Below are 18190 nucleotides of genomic sequence, written 5' to 3' on the forward strand. Positions count from 1 at the left end.
ATTACAAATCTTGCCTCGAAGGTTGTATCTGCAGGAAGTCCGTCTTCCTCTCTGGTGTTGAGCCTTGAATAGATAAACTCTGCAGTAAGCTCTACGCCTGCATTGGCAATCTTCTCGCCATCCTTATACCAGCCATCGAACTTATAGCCGGCAGCTGCTGTTGCCTTGGATCCAGCGATCTTATCCTGAGTGTCAAGCACCTGATGGGTCTCATCTTCAGGAGTTACTGATCCGTTTCCGGCTGATGTGTAACTGATTGTGTAAGTATCATTAACATCGATAATAAATCTTGCTTCAAAGGTTGTATCATCATGAAGTCCGTCTTTCTCTCTGGTGTTGAGGTTTGCATATACAGTCTCTGCACTGATCTGTGCTGTATCTGCTACCTTCTCGCCGTTCTTATACCAGCCCTCAAATACATATCCAGAATTAGCTTTTGCCTTGGAACCAGAAATCTTATCCTGAGTATCAAGCACCTGATGGGTCTCATCTTCAGGATCTGCTGATCCGTTTCCGTCAGTTGTGTAGCTGATTGTGTATGTGTCATCAACGTCTATTACAAATCTTGCTTCGAAGGTTGTATCTGTAGGAAGTCCATCCTTCTGTCTGGTGTTGAGCCTTGAATAGATAAACTCTGCAGTAAGCTCTACACCCGCATTGGCAATCTTCTCGCCATCCTTATACCAGCCATCGAACTTATAGCCAGCAGCTGCTGTTGCCTTGGATCCAGCGATCTTATCCTGAGTGTCAAGCACCTGATGGGTCTCGTTTTCAGGAGTTACTGATCCGTTTCCGGCTGATATGTAACTGATTATGTAAGTATCATTAACATCGATAATAAATCTTGCTTCGAAGGTTGTATCTGCAGGAAGTCCGTCTTTCTCTCTGGTGTTGAGGTTTCCATATACAGTCTCTGCACTGATCTGTGCTGTATCTGCTACCTTCTCGCCGTTCTTATACCAGCCCTCGAATACATATCCAGCCTTTGCTGTTGCCTTGGATCCAGCAATCTTATCCTGAGTATCAAGTACCTGATGTGTCTCATCTTCAGGATCTGCTGATCCGTTTCCATCGGTTGTGTAGCTGATTGTATAGGTGTCATCAACGTCTATTACAAATCTTGCTTCGAATGTTGTATCTGCAGGAAGTCCGTCTTTCTCTCTGGTGTTGAGGTTTCCATATACATCTGCTGCGCTGATCTGAGCAGTATCTGATACCTTCTCGCCGCCCTTATACCAGCCATCGAACTTATAGCCTGCATCTGCTGTTGCCTTGGATCCTACGATCTTGTCCTGAGTATCCAACACCTGATGTGTCTCGTCTTCAGGAGTTACTGATCCGTTTCCGGCTGATGTGTAACTGATTGTGTAAGTATCATTAACATCGATTACAAATCTTGCCTCAAAGGTTGTATCTGCAGGAAGTCCGTCTTTCTGTCTGGTGTTGAGGTTTCCATATACAGTCGCTGCACTAATCTGTGCTGCATCTGATACCTTCTCACCATCCTTATACCAGCCATCGAACGTATAGCCAGCGGCTGCTGTTGCTTTGGATCCAGCAATCTTATCCTGGGTGTCAAGCACCTGATGGGTCTCTTCCTCAGGATTTACTGATCCGTTTCCGGCTGATATGTAGCTGATCTTGTAAGTATCGTTTTCATCTTCAGTCCAGATTGCATAGAGGATATTGCCCTCAGCCTGCAATGTGTAACTAGCATGCTCATCATAAGGTGTTCCATTGCCATCAGCACTTGTATTCCATCCATCGAACTTATAGCCGGGGTTAGTAAATCCATTTTCCTTAACTTCTACATCAGTGCCAACCTTACCTGTGGAAGGATCCATTGATCCGGTACCGCCGTTGGCATCATAGATAAGATCAACCTCAGCTGCATCCCATACTGCATAGAGAGCATGGTAAGGCTGCTTCTCATCTGCGGCTACAAATTCATGGTTATACGTTCCGGTCTCCTGGTTATATTCAATAAAGAGATCGGTCACTTCAGAAAGGCCGTTTTCGTGCTCATCGTCTCTTGCCCAGCCCTTGAATGTATAGCCAGCTCTTGTAGGAATAGATTCTCCATCTCCTATTCCATAAACCTTAACAGCGACATTTACATCAACTTTTGGATCTATACGGTAGCTGCCGCCATCATAGTTATTGAACCATATGATATGAGTAGGAGTTGGCATCTCAACCTTTACATATTCTGCGCGAAGCTGAACTGTATAGGACTTAATAGGCTTATTGTCTTCTGTAACTCCAAGATCTACTTCCTTGGCATTTTCCTTTTTAACTACAAATGTAGCACCGGGAAGAACTGTATCAGTTGTATCCTCATATTGTTCAGTAGTAGAATTCCACTTCTGAACTACCCAGTGTGAGAAACGGGTCTCATATTCCTTGCCATTCTCAGTAATCTTAGGTGTTGTAGTAGGAGCTGCACCTGCTGCTGCGTTAGCAGTATCTGCATAAAGGTTGGTATCACTAGGAGCAGGGCTTCCACCATTAGCATCATAAATAATTCCTATACCTGTAGCGCCATCAAGAGTTGAACGCCATCTTGCATATAGGTCAAGCTTTTTGGTGATCCAGAAACGATCTCCACCGTTATAGCCTGTTTTATCTGAGTTGTAAGTAGCTCCTTTGCCCCACTTATTCATGGGATCAGTGAGATCAGTATCTTTATTGTAACCAGCTGTAACTGTTGTTTCATTAAGAACAAACGCATCTGCATTAAAGCTGTTGTCAAATCCAGGATCCAAGTACCAGCCTACAAATTCAAAACCGGTTCTTCTTCCTGTAGGAGTATCTACTTTTCCGCCATAGGATATACGGAAGTTCATTGCCTGGGTCTCAGAACCCCAATCAAGAGTTGAATCCTCTCCTGCATTAGGATGCAGGAATACACGGTACTGTATCTGACGCCACTTGGCGTATACTGTGATACCACCCTCAGGCATCTTATTGAAGTTATATTTCTGCGTGCAGGCATCATCTACATACCAGCCCTCAAATACATAGCCTGTTGGTATTGTGGATGGTTCCTGGTCCGCGTAAGCAGAAATATTAGCCTGATACAGGATATTTTCCTTAATTCCCAGGTGTCCTCTGTCAATCTCATTGAGACGGTTGTCGTTACCATCAAAGTACGAACCATCCATAAAATTGATCTTATAAGTGTTACGGGTATAGTAGCAATTTACAGTTCTAACATCATCTCTTATATTCCACGCATTGGAAGGTGTGTATCCGAATTTGGTAAATCCAGCCAGCTCAAAATAATCCTCATCTTCAGTCCAATGCATATAGCCATTGGTAACTTGACTCGTATATTTTACGAACGTCTTACCATTATAACTAACCGTTTGTCCGGTTTCTCCCGGAAGTGCTTCAACATAATAATTAATTGTTCTATCGTAATTATATAATTGAGGCAAATCATACTTATGGAAAACAACATCCGCATCTAGCATAATGTCTATATAGGCTACTTTTGCATCGTAAGTATTATGGGATGGTTCTTCCCACCAGCTTCCTTCATAGTTAACCCCATCTGTTCCAACAATAGGGAAATTATCCTTTATAGACTGTCCATAAAGAGCTGTTATTTCTTTAATTGTCAGCCATGTATTTGACTTTACAAATACTGTTCCGTTATAAACAGTACCATTGTTATTATTTGATGTTCTAAATGCACCATTTCTCCAATATATCTGTTGGAAATTACTGTTGATAAATCCATACTTAGTCGGATTATTATCATTATCGTTAGTAGATACAGTATATTGAACCTGGAATGTCAGTTTGCGCTGGTTCCTGTTGTAATAAACGTTAACTACAGTATTTCCCTCTGGTGTTATGGTCTTTCCATCCTGATCGGTACTCTCATAATGGAATCCGGTATATTTATAATCTGTACCATCGATTCTTGTATAGGCACTATTTCCGTTTCCCTGTATGCTTACTATATTGATTGATGATCCGGAAGTTCCGGAAAGAGGAATAGATTTTTCAAAATCATATCCATTTGCATCAATGTTCTGCTTCCAGATAAGGACAGTATAAGCTGCATTTTCTTTTGCTTTCCACTTAGCAAAAATGGTTGTCATCTCTGTAAGAGCATGACCAAACTCAAATGCTTCGCCAAGAGTCACATTTCCATTTGTGTCCTTGGTTCCCGTGAACCATCCCTGGAACTCATAACCATTACGGACCATTTCGTTATCTTCACAAGGCTTCTGGGTTACTTCATCAGCTTTTACAAACTGAGGAGCATTATAAGTAGCGCCTTTTCCGTTTTCATCAAATACAAGCCAGTGTCCAGCCGGAAGATCTACAGAAAAGGTTACGTCACCTTTTATCCCAATACTTGTTCCGTTCTGATATCTTGTTCCTTCTGTATAGCCATCAATATTGGCTCCGCCTTTAGTAGCAAGCCATCCCTCAAATTTGTGCTCGTTATCGCTTGGAGTAAAGGACATATTAACTGTATACTGCTGATACTCGGTTGTATCATCAGCGCGGAACTTAATCTCGCTTGATCCAAGGGATGCTGTGCGGTCATCAAGATAAGATACAGTGTATGCCTTAAAGAGCATAGCGTAATATGTAACTGTAGCGCCATCATTAACGCCTGCTTCAAGTTTTGCTCTTACCTTCGCACGTACTCCATCAATGTCAAGACCTTCCGTGGTAGTTGTATAGGCATTATTTTCTGCCCATCCACGGAACATAACGCCATCATCAAGTTCACCAACCCCGGGATCGTACACAATATCCTCGAAGTGATTCACATGATCAGCGCCTTCATAAAGATCATTCTTTTTAACATAAACAGATGAAATTACGGTGTCGCCATTCTTGAATATAACATTAAGTCTGTTATCCTCAGGAATCTCACCTGCTACGATATAGATTGAGAACTCGTCGGTCTTGAATTCTGCACCGTTTTCATCTACAGATTCTACCTGTGAATCAGGAAGAACCTCTGCTTCACCGTCATGGTCATGAACGACTGAGAAGGACTCACCTTCGATAGGAGTGTTCAGTGCCAGACTTACGTGAACGTATTTATTATCTGCAGGCTGGATCTCTTCGCCTTCATATATGAACTTGATCTCAGCACCTTTAGCCTCGGCAACATTGTCGCCCAGGGCATCTTTAGCTGACTCCAGAGCCTGGTTGTCAGAAACAGGGCTTATAACAGCCTCTGTACCCTTAGGGAATACACCAACTTCTGCATTTACTGATACGGACAGGCCGCCTGCAGGAACGTTTTCTCTTACGATGGCAGGCATCTTGTCTTCAATATCTTCTTCAGCTATGAAGTTTGCTGTGAAGGTTGCATCGCTCTCGATACCGGAAGGAACGAACGTTGCGTCTGCGCATACCTGATTGCCATCCTCATCTGTCCAGTCAACAAATGAATACTTATCGTTCCAGGCTGTAGCAGTCGCGCCTTCGAACTTGGCATTCTCATCATTTATATTGATGGTCTCTTTGAAAAGAGAAACTCTACCACCCTTGGTAGCTTTATATCTGACAGTTACCAGCTTCTCTTCAACTGAGCTGGCCTCTGCTGCAGCATCCTCGCTTGATGCTTCACTGGAAGCCTCTGAAGCATCTTCTGAGGAAGCTTCTGAAGATGCCTCTGATGCATCCTCACTTGATGCCTCGCTGGCAGCTTCACTTGAAGCTTCTGTTGCATCCTCGGATGAAGATGAACCTGTGGATGCAGCGCCTGCTGCATCAATTGTGCTCTCTGTTGAAGCTTCGGAAGGAGTCTCTGAAGGATTTTCTGCAGGTGGTTCTGCAGGATTTTCTGCTTCGCCGCCCTCTGCAGGCTCTTCAGGAGTTGGATTTTCGGGTACGTCAACAGCTCCGCCATCTCCCTCATCGGGTTCAGCCGGAGTTTCTTCTCCCTGGGCATCCTCAGACGCTGCATCCGATCCCCCAGATGCATCCTCATCAGAGCCTATACTCTCCTTCTGAGCCACAGAAACATCCTCAACAATATCACTCCAGGTCTCTACGGCCTGGGCCTGCTGAGCATCTTCCTCGGCATAGACAACTGCACTTGCAAGATCACTGCCAAAAGTAGTGAATACAAGGGCAATCGACAACATAAACGCCAGTAACTTTTTACTCTTTTTTAACATAATTTGATCCCCCTCTAGAATCATATTTTGTTACCGTTGCGAGTCACCAAAATTCAAGCCTGTATTAAATTGTCAGTTTGGAACTAATATATAAGATTAAGACACAGAATCCTTCCGGCCTTGACCTTCCATTTCACCAGTCGCCATGACGTCGTCCATGAGCCTAATAAGTTCCAGCATACTTCTGAACCTTTTAGACTTGTTCCCCTCAGCCCACACTATCTGCCCCTGGTATGTATCATGTTGATCATATTCAACCTTAACGATAAAGGTCCCCTGATTTTTTCTCATACCAAATATCCTTTCATTAAAGAATATTCTAAAGAATCGTCTATCATATAAACTATCATAGAGCGAAATTTTTTTGTCAAAATTGTTAAAATTTTCTTAATTTTATTTCATATTTATTTAATTGTATCCCGCACACTGACCGGGAATCATAAAAAAATAATGAAATAATTAGCGGATGCCCAAAATTCCGGGCATCCGCATATTTATTTGTCAAAAATCAGGTACCATCAGGCCTTTATCATCCCTCTTCTTCCTCTTCTTTCTTTTTTCCGACGAAGAAAAGTGAGATTGCAACCGCTGCTGAAACGATAATAGCAAAGGCTCTTGCTGATGTGTTGGTCTCATCATCTGTTCTTCCGCGTCTTGCGCCGAGAACTGCCTGTCCGTTACCGGTCTCACGTCTTGCACCGAGAACTGCCTGTCCGCCGGGAACTACTGTTACAGGTGTAGGTACCGGTGTAGGATCAGGAGTAGGTCCGGGTGTAGGAGTAGGTGTCGGAGGGTCGGGATTCGGCGGAGGTGTAGGTGTTGAGCTTGCTGAGATCACACTGTAGATCACTGCATCATACTCTTCACACTTCATGGTTCCGTCTGCAGCACTAACCTTAAGAGCAAGGAGATCTTTAGCTCTCTTAAGTGCTCTGTCGAAAGGTGTGTTTCCTTCCTCGTTTTCTACTTTTTCCATCTTCCAAGCTGAGAATACATATCCGGACATATTAGGTCTTGTAGGAAGAGGAATATCTTCTCCGGCCCTAAAGGTGCCGTTATATAGCTTAGCTGCTGTCTGAAGGGCTGCGAGATTTGAAGGAGGTGTTGTTCCTGCTGCTACTCTGTACTCGAAGGTGATCTCGTAGGTTATAGGATCAAATACACCGATAAACTCAACATCTTCATCAGGCATCTCGAACTTGCCGCTTTCAGGTGTTACTGTCTTTGATACCCATCCTGCAAATGCATAGCCCTTTGATGAAAGCTCAGCCTCTACATAAACATCTGTCTTATAAGCATAGGACTTGGTTTCAGGTATTGTGATATCTGAAGGTACCTCACTGCTTACGATCTTGTAGCTTACTTCGTGCTTGTTAGCTTCGAAGGAGCCCTGGATGATTACATCTGCCGCAGGCATCTCAAAGTACTTCTTGCTTTCACCTGTGATGATGGAAAGAACCTTGTCTATAAGGCTTCCGCTTACTTCTTCCTTATAGTTTCCGCTCCATCCGCTGAAGGTATAACCCTCGGCTTCCGCATCCTTGGCAACATCTACTATTGTACCGAATCTGTAGCTATCTTCCTTAGGAAGTGGTGTTGCATTATCCGGAACTGTTCCGATATATACGTAGGTTACCTTGAACTTCTTTCTTATGTAGTAAAGTCTTACTACAAGGCTTCCGTCTCCCTGAACTACAGGTGTGGAGATGGTCATACCATCCTTTACCGCATAATCCATCTTGGAGTAGTCATAACCTGCAAAGGTTGTCTTGAGGGGCTCAAGCTGTGTCTCTGTAAGAGCTTTTCCTGTAGTACCGTCGCCCTTTGTTACGTCATAATCTGCATTGTGCTCAAACTCGCCCTCTGTTTCCTTTTCGAAGTAATACTCAACCTTGTATTCAACGTCCTCATTGGCTACAAATGAACCAACAAGAACAACGTCATTAGCAGGCATTGTAAAGGTTGTTACATATCCGGACTGTGAAAGGCCTTCTTTTACCTTCCATCCAAGGAATGTGTATCCCGGGAACTTATCCTTCTGGTTGTTAACAAATGTTGTCTCTTCAGCTGTTGTTACAGAATCCTCATAGTAAAGACCTGTCTCATCAGAAGGCTCTGTGATATCTGCTGAAGGCTTTGTTGAATCATATTCGTAAGAAACCTTATATGTAAGTTTCCTGAAGTATCCTGTGATAACAACATTCTTAGCAGGCATTTTAAAGGTCTTATTTGTAACTGCTATGGTTGTATCATCAAGCTCCCATTTTACGAACTCATATCCGGTAGCTGATGCGTCATCGGCAATCTTAACCTCAGCACCAAATTTATAATTTTTATCCTTCGGAAGTTCTGATACTCCGGGCGGAATAGGCTCTGCGTACTTATAGATTACCGTGAATTCCTGTCTTACATAGTAAAGCTTGATTACAAGTGTTCCGTCACCCTTTACTGTAGGAGCTGTGATTTCTCCGGTTCCGTCAAAGTACTTATTCTTTCCCTGGTCATACTGGTAGCCTTCCTTAGCCTTAACCATACCGTTGATCTGATCCTGAGTGAAGGTCTCACCGGTGGTTCCGTCGTTGTAAGTGTCTGTTGCGTCAGCTGTTGCAGGGAACTGTCCGTCATCACCCTCGTAATAGTGCTCAACAGTATATTTAACCTTATTGCTCTTCTTGAAGGAGCCGATAAGCTTAACATCCTTTGCAGGCATTACGAACTTGTCGTCATTCAACTCTGCATCTGATGTTGTCCAGCCAAGGAACTCGTATCCGATTGCCTCTGCAGCATCTTTTACAGTCTTGGTCTGTGTAGAAACATCTACATTGCTCTTAAACTCTACATCAGTGATATCTGCCGGAGGATCCATAAATTCTTCAGGCTTTGAAGAATCAAATTCGAAGGTTACTTTGTACTTCTCAAGAGAGAATACACCATGAAGAGTTACATCATTAGCAGGCATAGGGAATGTGTCGTCTGCTGCATATGTCTTCTCTGTGCCATCAACGTCTGTTGTGGTCCAACCTTCAAACTTATATCCTTCAGGATACTCACCGATTGAAAGAACAGTTACTGGATCGTCCTTAAGGTAATTGTTATTATCCTTAGGTGCTTCTTTTCCATCCGGAACCGCACCTGAAATTTCATATGTTACTGTGTAAATAGGAAGTGCTTCCCATACTGCGAACAGCGCTTCATATGGAGACATCTCATCGGCAGCAACCCACTTTGCCGCATCTGTATTACACTCTGCAGTTGGATAATACTCGCCATCCTTATACCACAGGAAGTTAACCGTCAGGTCTTTGAGCCACTCATCCTTATTATTCATGAAGGTTGTGGCAGCCTCTTCGGTAGTACCCATTTTAACCTTAGCCCAGCCCTTGAACTCAAACTTTTCGCGGTTCTTGGGATCTGTAGGATTCTGGATAGCTACTGCCTCATTGATACCAAGGGTACTCTCGCCGGTAGCCGCTATAACAGTATCAACGTGGAAAGCCTTTTCTCCATCATTGTTAAACCAAGGAATGTATGTAGGTGTAGGATCTTCGATCGGTTTGTAATCAGCGCGGAGATGAATTGTATAATTCTTGTGTACTCCATCCGGCTGAAGTTCAACCTGTGCATTCTTTTCCTGTACATTAAAGGTTGCACCCGGTAAAACTGTCTCTTCTGTATCTACAAACTTTCCGCCTTCGTACTTCTGAATTACCCAGCAGTTGAACTGGTAACCGTTAGGAGCTGTTGTGGCAGGCATTGCTGATACAGAGGCGTTTTCTGCATAGATCTTTGAATCTACAGGTGTTCCTGTACCTTCTCCAACATCAGGATCTTTGGGATCATAAACAATATATATACCATTTGCGCCATCAAGGACTTTTCTCCACTTACCGTAGATGTTGAATTCCTTGGTGATCCAGAAACGCTCAGGGTCACGCTTGTTGCCCTCATCATCATAAACATCGGAATTCCATGTAGCACCCTCACCGAACTTATCCATATCATCGGTAAAATGAGTGTTTTTATCATAAGGTGTTGTTACAGTTTCTTCGTTAAGCTTATAACCTTCTGCATTGAATACCTTGTCATGAGAGCATGCTTCGTCTAAATACCAGCCAACGAAAACATAGTCTTTTCTTGTTCCTGTAGGAGCACTTATTGTTCCGTTATAATCTACACGGAAGCACATCTTCTGAGCTGAAGAACCCCAGTCAAGAGTTTCATCATTTGTCTTGTTCTCATCGTCAAGCTTTGCATTGGGATGAAGGAATACACGGTACTGGATCTGAATCCACTTAGCATAGACAGTAACACCGCCGATAGGCATCTTGGTGTCAAAATCATACTTTTCGCCTGTGCAGGCTTCATTTGGATACCATCCTTCAAATACAAATCCCTTTTCAGGACATGGAGGATCAGTTCTGTCGAACTTATCCTTATGGGCATCTAAATATTCACCAATATTTGCACCATAGGTAATAGCTTCCTCAACATAGATTGGTTTGGTTCCCAGACCAATCACATCATTATTTCCGTTTGCATATATACTATCTATGAAACGGATAGGGAATGCCAGAGGCACGTAGTAGAAGCTGATATAACAGTTCTTGCCGACTACTTCATAGCCATCCTTCTTAACAAATTTGTATCCGTCAATGGGCGGCTCGTGCTGAGAATTAAATCCGTCCTGATTTGATTTTGCCGTAACTGTCATGTCGGGCTTAGTTTTGTAGTTGCCCTTATCATCTGCCAGGAAGATGCTGTATGTCCAGGTGAACGGATCCTCATCATATCTTGCTGTTAAGAAGTTTGCACCACTATTAGTAAGATCACCAAGGATAGCTTCATCCAGAATATTAACATCACCCTTGACAGTATTTTTTCCATGATCATCACCGGTACATGACTTCGCATCTGCCATAAGGAGCCAGCTTATAAAGGTATATTTTTCGCTGGCTACAGCAATATTGTCATATACTGGCCACTGACTTGTAATATCATCGCCATAATATCCGGAAATTGTGTAATAATAATATGTTATTTTTGTATTGTTAACTGTCTCTTCAAAAGTGGAAGGCTCTGCACTATTGATTTTTGTCACACCATCAAGTGTGTATTGCCAGTCACCTCTGTAGGTTGTACCCATTATATGTGAGCCCTGGAATGTTGCATTCCTTTTACGTGTAACAATCAGCTTCACATCATAATGCATGCGGTCAAAGTAAATATTTAGAACTGCATCTCCCTCGGGAGTGATAACTACATCATCCTTTAATAATGATTTATTCTCGGTATATCCGATGAATGCATCATTTTCTTTGGTTGTCTTAGCTTCTTTTGATGTAACACCACCAAACTGTTTCTGAATGTCTGTGCCTGCCTTAGTCACATTGACAACAACATAGTTCATCTCGCCAATGGTTTTTTCTTCAACAGCCAGGTCTTTAATTTTCTCACCAACAGTGCCTTCACCTACGCATGAATCAGCAAAGTAATAGCCGCCTTCTGCATTCTGCTTCCAGACATTGATGGTATATGGAGCAGTCTCATTAGGTTTCCACTTAGCATAAAGAGTTGTCTTTACATCAAGAGTTTTTCCGAAAACGAACTCCTCACCGGTAGGAATACCGCCTACCTTATCAGGCTTACCTGTCCACCATCCGTCAAAGGTATAGCCGTTTCTGAGCATATCATTTTTATTTCTGGGCTCCTTGGTAACGTCTGTTGAGACAACAAACTGAGGTGCGCAGTAGGTAGCTCCTTTTCCGTTCTCGTCAAAAATAAGCCAATGACCCTCAGGAGAGTTAACAGAGAAAACAACTTCTCCTTCAACGGTGATCACATCATCGTTTACGAAAATATCACCGGTCTTATATTCGTAATCTGATCCATTCTTCTTTTTGATATTTGAAGCATATTTTTCAGGTTCGTAAACAAACCATCCCTGGAAATCATGCTCGTCATCTATAGGAGTGTAGGCCATGCTAACTTTGTGCTCAGCTCTGAGGCCTTCTCCGGTTGCGTCCGCACGATATAATACAGAATGCTGTCCAAGAGCAACATATTTCTCATCAAGATATGTAATATGGTACTCCTTAAAGAGCATTGCATAGAAAACAGCCGGAACAGCGCCATCTTCGTCGGCATCTTTCTTAGGAGGAAGAAGTTTTTCAACTTCATCACGAACCTCCTCAATTGTAAAGCCTTTTGTTTCTTTTGTGTAATTAGGGTCTGTAGTCCATCCCTTGAAGATAACGTCATCATCAAGATCACCTACACCGGGATCATAAATAACCTGATCCATCTTACCCTGCTCAGCATCCCTCATTTTAACGTACATGGATGCGATCTCGTTTGTGCCGTTCATAAACTGAACTTTAAGACGTGCATCATAGCCTTCAATAACTACGATATAGATTGAGAAATCACCGGATACAAAATCAAGTGAGTCGTCATCTACCTTAACACCACCCACGAGATTTGCCTCGCCGTCATCACTGATATGTACAACGTGTGTATTATCAGCTGTCTCAATTGCATCACTGAACATTTTTACAGATATAGGAATAAGGGGTTCAATCTCTTCATCTTTATATTTAAAGGAAATGTCAACAGCAATAGCAGTCTTAGCTTCGCCATCGATTACTCCCTCGGCTGCCTCAACAACTGCTTCGTCATATACAGGTGTGATCTCTACCTTTGTTCCCTCAGGGAATGCTCCCTCAGGAGCATCAATGATAATGTTAAGGCCATTGGCGTGCTCGTTAAAGCTTACTGCCGGCATCTTAACTTCTTCTTCAAATACAGCTATATAAGTAGTATCTTCTTCGATATCTGAAGGAACTACTGTTTCGCTCTCTGTTACAAGACTTCCATCCTCGGTTACCCACTTAACAAAGTCGTAACCGTCATCAGCTGTTGCAGTACAGCCTTCAAAAGACTGCTCCTCATCCTCAAGGTCTACAGTCTCGGATTCGATAGAAAGGCTTCCGCCTTCACCATCAGCAACCTTATATGTAACAGTAACAAGGCCTGTATTTTCAGAAGCTTCCTCTGAAGAAGCTTCAGAAGCAGCATCATCACTTGATGCTTCGCTGGCAGCTTCACTGGATGCCTCGCTGGAAGCCTCACTGGCATCTTCGCTGGATGCTTCACTTGCAGCTTCACTGGATGCTTCGCCTGCATCCTCTTTTGAAGCATCAGCTGCAGCTTCGCTGGAAGCCTCGCCTGCATCTTCTGTAGAAGCGTTCTCTGCAGGAGTATCTACAGATGCTTCCTGTGCGGGCTCATCTACAGCACCCTCTTCAGGCTGTGCAGGAGTCTCTTCCGGATTCTCATCATTTCCGGCATCCTCAGATGACTCATCTGACTGTCCCTCTTCTGCAGCGGGCTCCTGTGCCTCGCCGTTTTCCTGGGAGCCTTCATCGGCAGGTGCCTCCACCTCTTCCTTGATCTCGTCCCAGGTACTTAAAGCGTTCTCGGAGGCCTCACCCTCCTCAACTGCATAAGCAATAGCACCTGAAAAGTCACTTCCAAAGGTAGTAACCACGAGAGCAATCGCCAAAACTAACGCCAGTAACTTGTTACTTTTTTTAAACATAATCTTGATCCCCCTCTAGAATCATTTTCTGTTTTCTTGTTCCGAAAACATTTATCGGATAACCTGCGCTATGCAAGTTATTTAAAAAAACAAGCAATCATGACAGTTATCATATTCTGAATTTTTTTTGTACACTTTGTGAACTTTCTGTGAAAGTTTGTTTCATTTTATATTATTATATATCATCATTACGGTAAAAATACTTAAAAAAGTATAAAATATGAGCGTTTTAAAGATATTACTCTTTAAAAACGCTCGTGAATTGTCGATATATAATTGAGTGTGTGGAGCGAATCCGCACAGGCTCTGGATTTTTTTATTTATGAAAATTTCATATTGTTCTTTTTGTGCACAAAAAAGACACTTTTTAGAATCTCTTCTAAAAAGTGTCTTTATTAGTTTGTCTCAATATACTGATTACTCAGCTACGTAAGGCATAAGTGCAAGATGTCTTGCTCTCTTGATAGCTGATGTAAGCTCTCTCTGGTGCTTAGCGCAGTTACCAGTGATTCTTCTGGGAAGGATCTTGCCGCTCTCAGAAACGAACTTCTTAAGCTTAGCTGTGTCCTTGTAATCAATTACATTATCTTTGCCACAGAAAACGCAAACTTTCTTTCTTCTGTGCATTCCGCCCTTTCTCCTTACAGGAGAATCGGATCTATCAGACTTTGTGAAAGCCATAGTATTTTACCTCCATTATTAGTTGAAGGGCAGCTCCTCGTCGATTCCGTCAGGAATGTTCATGAAGCCATCCCCAGCTGCAGAAGGAGCAGGTTCATTGGAATAGTTGCTTCCGCCAAAGTTTCCACCATTGTTTGATGATGAATTCTTGGACTCAGCAAACTCCTGATCCTCAGCAACTACATCAGTTGTGTATACTTTTACGCCATCCTTGTTGGTATAGCTACCGGTCTGGATGCGTCCCGTTACGACTACCTTGGTGCCTTTTCTGAGATATTTTTCAGCGAACTCTCCGGACTTACCGAAAGCGACAATGTTAATAAAGTCAGCTGTCTGTCCATCCTGTGAATTGCCTCTGCCTCTTCTGTCAACAGCAAGTGAATATCTTGCAATTGCCATAGCGCTCTCACCCTGTGAGTATCTCACCTCGGGGTCTCTTGTCAAACGTCCCATAAGTATAACTTTGTTCATATTTTCGTCCTCTTCTATTTAAGCCTCGTTCTTAACGCATAAATATCTGATGACGCCATCCATAATACGCATACGCTTCTCGATCTCTGCTGGGGTTGTAGGCTCAGCGTCGAACTGGATGAAGTAATAGAAGCCTTCTGTCATTTTCTCGATCTCATAAGCGAGCTTCTTCTTACCCCACTCATCAATGTTGGTAATCTGACCACCATGCTTCTCGATAGTCTTCTTAACCTTCTCGATGACTGCTGTTCTGGCATCGTCTTCGATCTTTGCACTAACAACAACGGCTAATTCGTATTTGTTCATGCTATAGTTACCTCCTTTTGGTCTCTGGCTGCACTTATCAGTAGTACAGCAAGGAATTTATCACAGAATGGTATATTACCATATTCCTTTTACTATTGCAAGCATTTTTATCGAATTCCTTTAATGTTTTTTTCAACATTTTTTCTGGGCACCATAATCTGATGTCCGCAGCCCAGACATTTGAGCCTGAAATCCGCCCCAACTCGCAAAACTTCCCATTCATAGCTCCCGCAAGGATGTTGTTTTTTCAGTTTAACTATATTTCCTACGCTTATATCCATTGTTTTTTATTATAATTCTATTCCCTGGAGCCCTGCCAGCTCAGTGAATACTTTTCCTATCTTTTCCTTAATAATGAGAGTATTCTGTGCTCCCCTTACATCTATATCGCTCTCATTGATAACTACCAGCGTCCTGCCTCTGAAATAATTGATAAAAGAAGCTGCAGGATAAACCGTCAGGGATGTGCCTCCTATAATAAGCATATCCGCTCTGGCCAGAGCATCGATGGCACCCTGTACCTGATCCTCAGGAAGCCCCTCTTCATATAAAGTAATATCAGGTCTCACATTGCCGCCGCAGGAGCACTTGGGTATCGGCTCATCTGATTCAAAGATATAATCCGCAGGATACTCTTTTCCGCAGGCCTGACAGTAATTCCGAAGGGCACTGCCGTGGATCTCAAAAACTCTTCTGCTTCCGGCCTTCTGATGGAGCCCGTCGATATTCTGAGTTACAACACCGATAAGTTTGCCGGTTTCTTCCAATTTGGCCAGATATTTGTGCGCATTGTTGGGCTCGATATTCCTGGTGTCCATCTTCTGTCTGTGGAATTCATAATATACCTTGGGCTCATACACAAGACAGCTGTGGCTCAAAAGATACTCAGGCTGATACCTGTCAAATCGTACATCATGCTGATTATAAAGTCCATCCTTACTTCTGAAATCCGGAATGCCACTCTCTGTGGATACTCCCGCTCCGCCGAAAAATACTACTCGCTGGGATTCATCTATAAGCTCTTTTAACTTCTCTATCTGCTCAGACATTTTTACCCCCTTTCCAAAATACCTACTTTATTATAGTATCATATTTTCTCATTATAATAAGAAGAAAAAGCGTGATGCTCCATTGGAATTCATCACGCTTTAGTATCAAAAAATATTAGTATCCTCGGCTAATCAAAATCCGGCTTTCTTAAGGATATCTGCCAGAGAAGTTGTTGCTTCTCCGTCGCTTTCAAACTCGATCTTCTCTTCTGTGATCTCTGTTGCAGCGATTTCTTCAAGGGCCTTCATGCTGAGGCTGAGCTTGCCGTCCTTGATCTGGGTTACCTTAACCTTAACCTTCTGTCCAACCTTAAGAACTGCTGATGGATGTGCAATTCTCTGATTGCAGATCTGAGAGATGTGAACAAGGCCTGTCATGCCGTTTCCAAGGTTCACAAAAGCACCGTAGTTCTGAATGCTCTCAACAACGCCCTCAGTAACAAGACCAACCTGAACATTGGAGATCATCTCTGCTCTCTTCTTGTCTGCCTCTGCTCTCAGGAACTCTCTTGCAGAAAGAACAAGCTTGTTGTTCTCCTTATCTACATTGATAACTCTTACCTTAAGAGTCTTACCTACAAAATTAGGAATATCAGCTTCCTCAACATAATTGAGATCAAGCTTGGATGCAGGAATAAAGCCTCTGATTCCCTCAAGATATGCTACACAGCCGGCCTTAACAGCCTCTGAAACCTTAACATCCACGTAGGACTCTGAGTCCATAAGCTCCTTCAGTTTATCCCAGGCAAGTACCTGATTCGCTTCCTTCTTGGAAAGAAGAATATTTCCCTTACCGTCATCTGTGCTGACTACCGTAGCAGAGATCTCATCTCCCACAGCTATATCTCTGTGGATGGAAAACTTAGGATCGTCGCTTAAGTCTTCAGCCTTGATTATTCCCTGAGTGTAGTACTTAAGATCAAGAATAACCTCAGTATCAGATACATCGATTACTGTACCCTCGAGAATATCTCCCTCTTTTACCTTTCTAAAGGATCTGTCGATTTCATCTTTAAAATCATTCATTGTTTCTTCAGGCATTTCGCACCTCCCAGGAAAATTATCATAATACATATTATATAATAATTTTCTGACAATTAGTACAATAAGGCACAAAAATGGCATAAAAAAACCTGTGGAAAATTCCACAGGATGAAGAGGTGACAGGCGGATTTGAACCGCCGCTCAAGGTGTTGCAGACCTATGCCTTACCGCTTGGCTATGTCACCAAAACCAACATTGATATTGTAAAGGCTGCCAGCACAAATTGCAAGCCTTTTTAATGACTCCGACGAGAATCGAACTCGTGTTACCGCCGTGAAAGGGCGATGTCTTGACCGCTTGACCACGGAGCCTAAAGTGTAGCGACCGTGCTTCGGTGCTGTTATCGCTCTGCCCACTTCACTAAGCTCGAAAGGACCTCGCTAAGTGTCTGTGCAGGCTTCGCACCAAATTCGAAAATACCTCATTAGGTGCTCTAACTCCCCCTGTCGGACTCGAACCAACGACACTTCGGTTAACAGCCGAATGCTCTACCGACTGAGCTAAGGAGGATTATTGAAAAATACAAATACCATGCTTTCGCATGGTACCTATTGTACCTTCAAAACCGAACACTGAATATCTTAATCCAATTCCCTTGTTCCTATACCAACTATCGTTGGATAAGCCCTCGACCTATTAGTACACATCAGCTGAACACGTTACCGTGCTTACACCTTGTGCCTATCTAACCTCATACTCTCTAAGGGGTCTTACTGCTTGCGCATGGGATATCTCATCTTGAGGGGGGCTTCACGCTTAGATGCCTTCAGCGTTTATCCCTTCCGGACGTGGCTACCCAGCCTTATGCATCTGGCGATGCAGCTGATACACCAGCGGTCCGTCCACCCCGGTCCTCTCGTACTAAGGGCAGCTCCTCTCAG

Annotated in this window: 9 protein-coding genes, 3 tRNA genes and 1 rRNA gene; all 13 read right to left on the reverse strand. The window is 43.1% G+C overall.

Annotation, left to right across the window (positions count from 1 at the left end):
• Nucleotides 1-6161 (reverse strand): InlB B-repeat-containing protein (locus tag T359_RS22930; protein WP_035785072.1); only part of this gene is annotated, 6161 nt, incomplete at its 3' end.
• Nucleotides 6162-6257: 96 nt separating this feature from the next.
• The gene (locus tag T359_RS0118720; protein WP_026518707.1) at nt 6258-6452 is read right to left on the reverse strand and encodes a hypothetical protein; all 195 of its coding nucleotides are present in this window, start codon (nt 6450-6452) and stop codon (nt 6258-6260) included.
• Between the two features lie 238 nt (nt 6453-6690).
• Nucleotides 6691-13758 (reverse strand): InlB B-repeat-containing protein, encoded by a 7068-nt coding sequence (locus tag T359_RS0118725; RefSeq protein WP_026518708.1) that lies wholly within the window; start codon nt 13756-13758, stop codon nt 6691-6693.
• Nucleotides 13759-14175: 417 nt separating this feature from the next.
• Complete coding sequence (gene rpsR / locus T359_RS0118730; RefSeq protein ID WP_026518709.1) at nt 14176-14439, reverse strand: 30S ribosomal protein S18; 264 nt, start codon at nt 14437-14439, stop codon at nt 14176-14178.
• A gap of 18 nt (nt 14440-14457) precedes the next feature.
• On the reverse strand, nt 14458-14910 hold the full coding sequence (locus tag T359_RS0118735; protein WP_026518710.1) for a single-stranded DNA-binding protein: 453 nt from the start codon (nt 14908-14910) through the stop codon (nt 14458-14460).
• A gap of 18 nt (nt 14911-14928) precedes the next feature.
• Nucleotides 14929-15216 carry a 30S ribosomal protein S6 gene (gene rpsF / locus T359_RS0118740; RefSeq protein ID WP_022779418.1) on the reverse strand — a complete coding sequence of 96 codons (288 nt, stop codon included), beginning with the start codon at nt 15214-15216 and terminating at the stop codon, nt 14929-14931.
• A 107-nt stretch (nt 15217-15323) separates the two neighbouring features.
• Complete coding sequence (locus tag T359_RS22330) at nt 15324-15497, reverse strand: DUF951 domain-containing protein (protein WP_081644362.1); 174 nt, start codon at nt 15495-15497, stop codon at nt 15324-15326.
• A 9-nt stretch (nt 15498-15506) separates the two neighbouring features.
• Nucleotides 15507-16265, reverse strand: a complete 759-nt coding sequence (locus T359_RS0118745) for an NAD-dependent protein deacylase (RefSeq protein WP_026518711.1) — start codon at nt 16263-16265, stop codon at nt 15507-15509.
• 132 nt (nt 16266-16397) lie between these two features.
• Nucleotides 16398-17306 carry a S1 RNA-binding domain-containing protein gene (locus tag T359_RS0118750; RefSeq protein WP_026518712.1) on the reverse strand — a complete coding sequence of 303 codons (909 nt, stop codon included), beginning with the start codon at nt 17304-17306 and terminating at the stop codon, nt 16398-16400.
• 117 nt (nt 17307-17423) lie between these two features.
• Nucleotides 17424-17494 (reverse strand) — tRNA-Cys (locus T359_RS0118755).
• 54 nt (nt 17495-17548) lie between these two features.
• Nucleotides 17549-17620, reverse strand: a tRNA-Glu gene (locus tag T359_RS0118760).
• Nucleotides 17621-17746: 126 nt separating this feature from the next.
• Nucleotides 17747-17819 (reverse strand) — tRNA-Asn (locus T359_RS0118765).
• 106 nt (nt 17820-17925) lie between these two features.
• Nucleotides 17926-18190 (reverse strand): 23S ribosomal RNA (locus T359_RS0118770); the annotation flags it as partial.

The sequence above is a fragment of the Butyrivibrio sp. MC2021 genome (assembly GCF_000621605.1).
Taxonomy (GTDB): Bacteria; Bacillota; Clostridia; order Lachnospirales; family Lachnospiraceae; genus Butyrivibrio.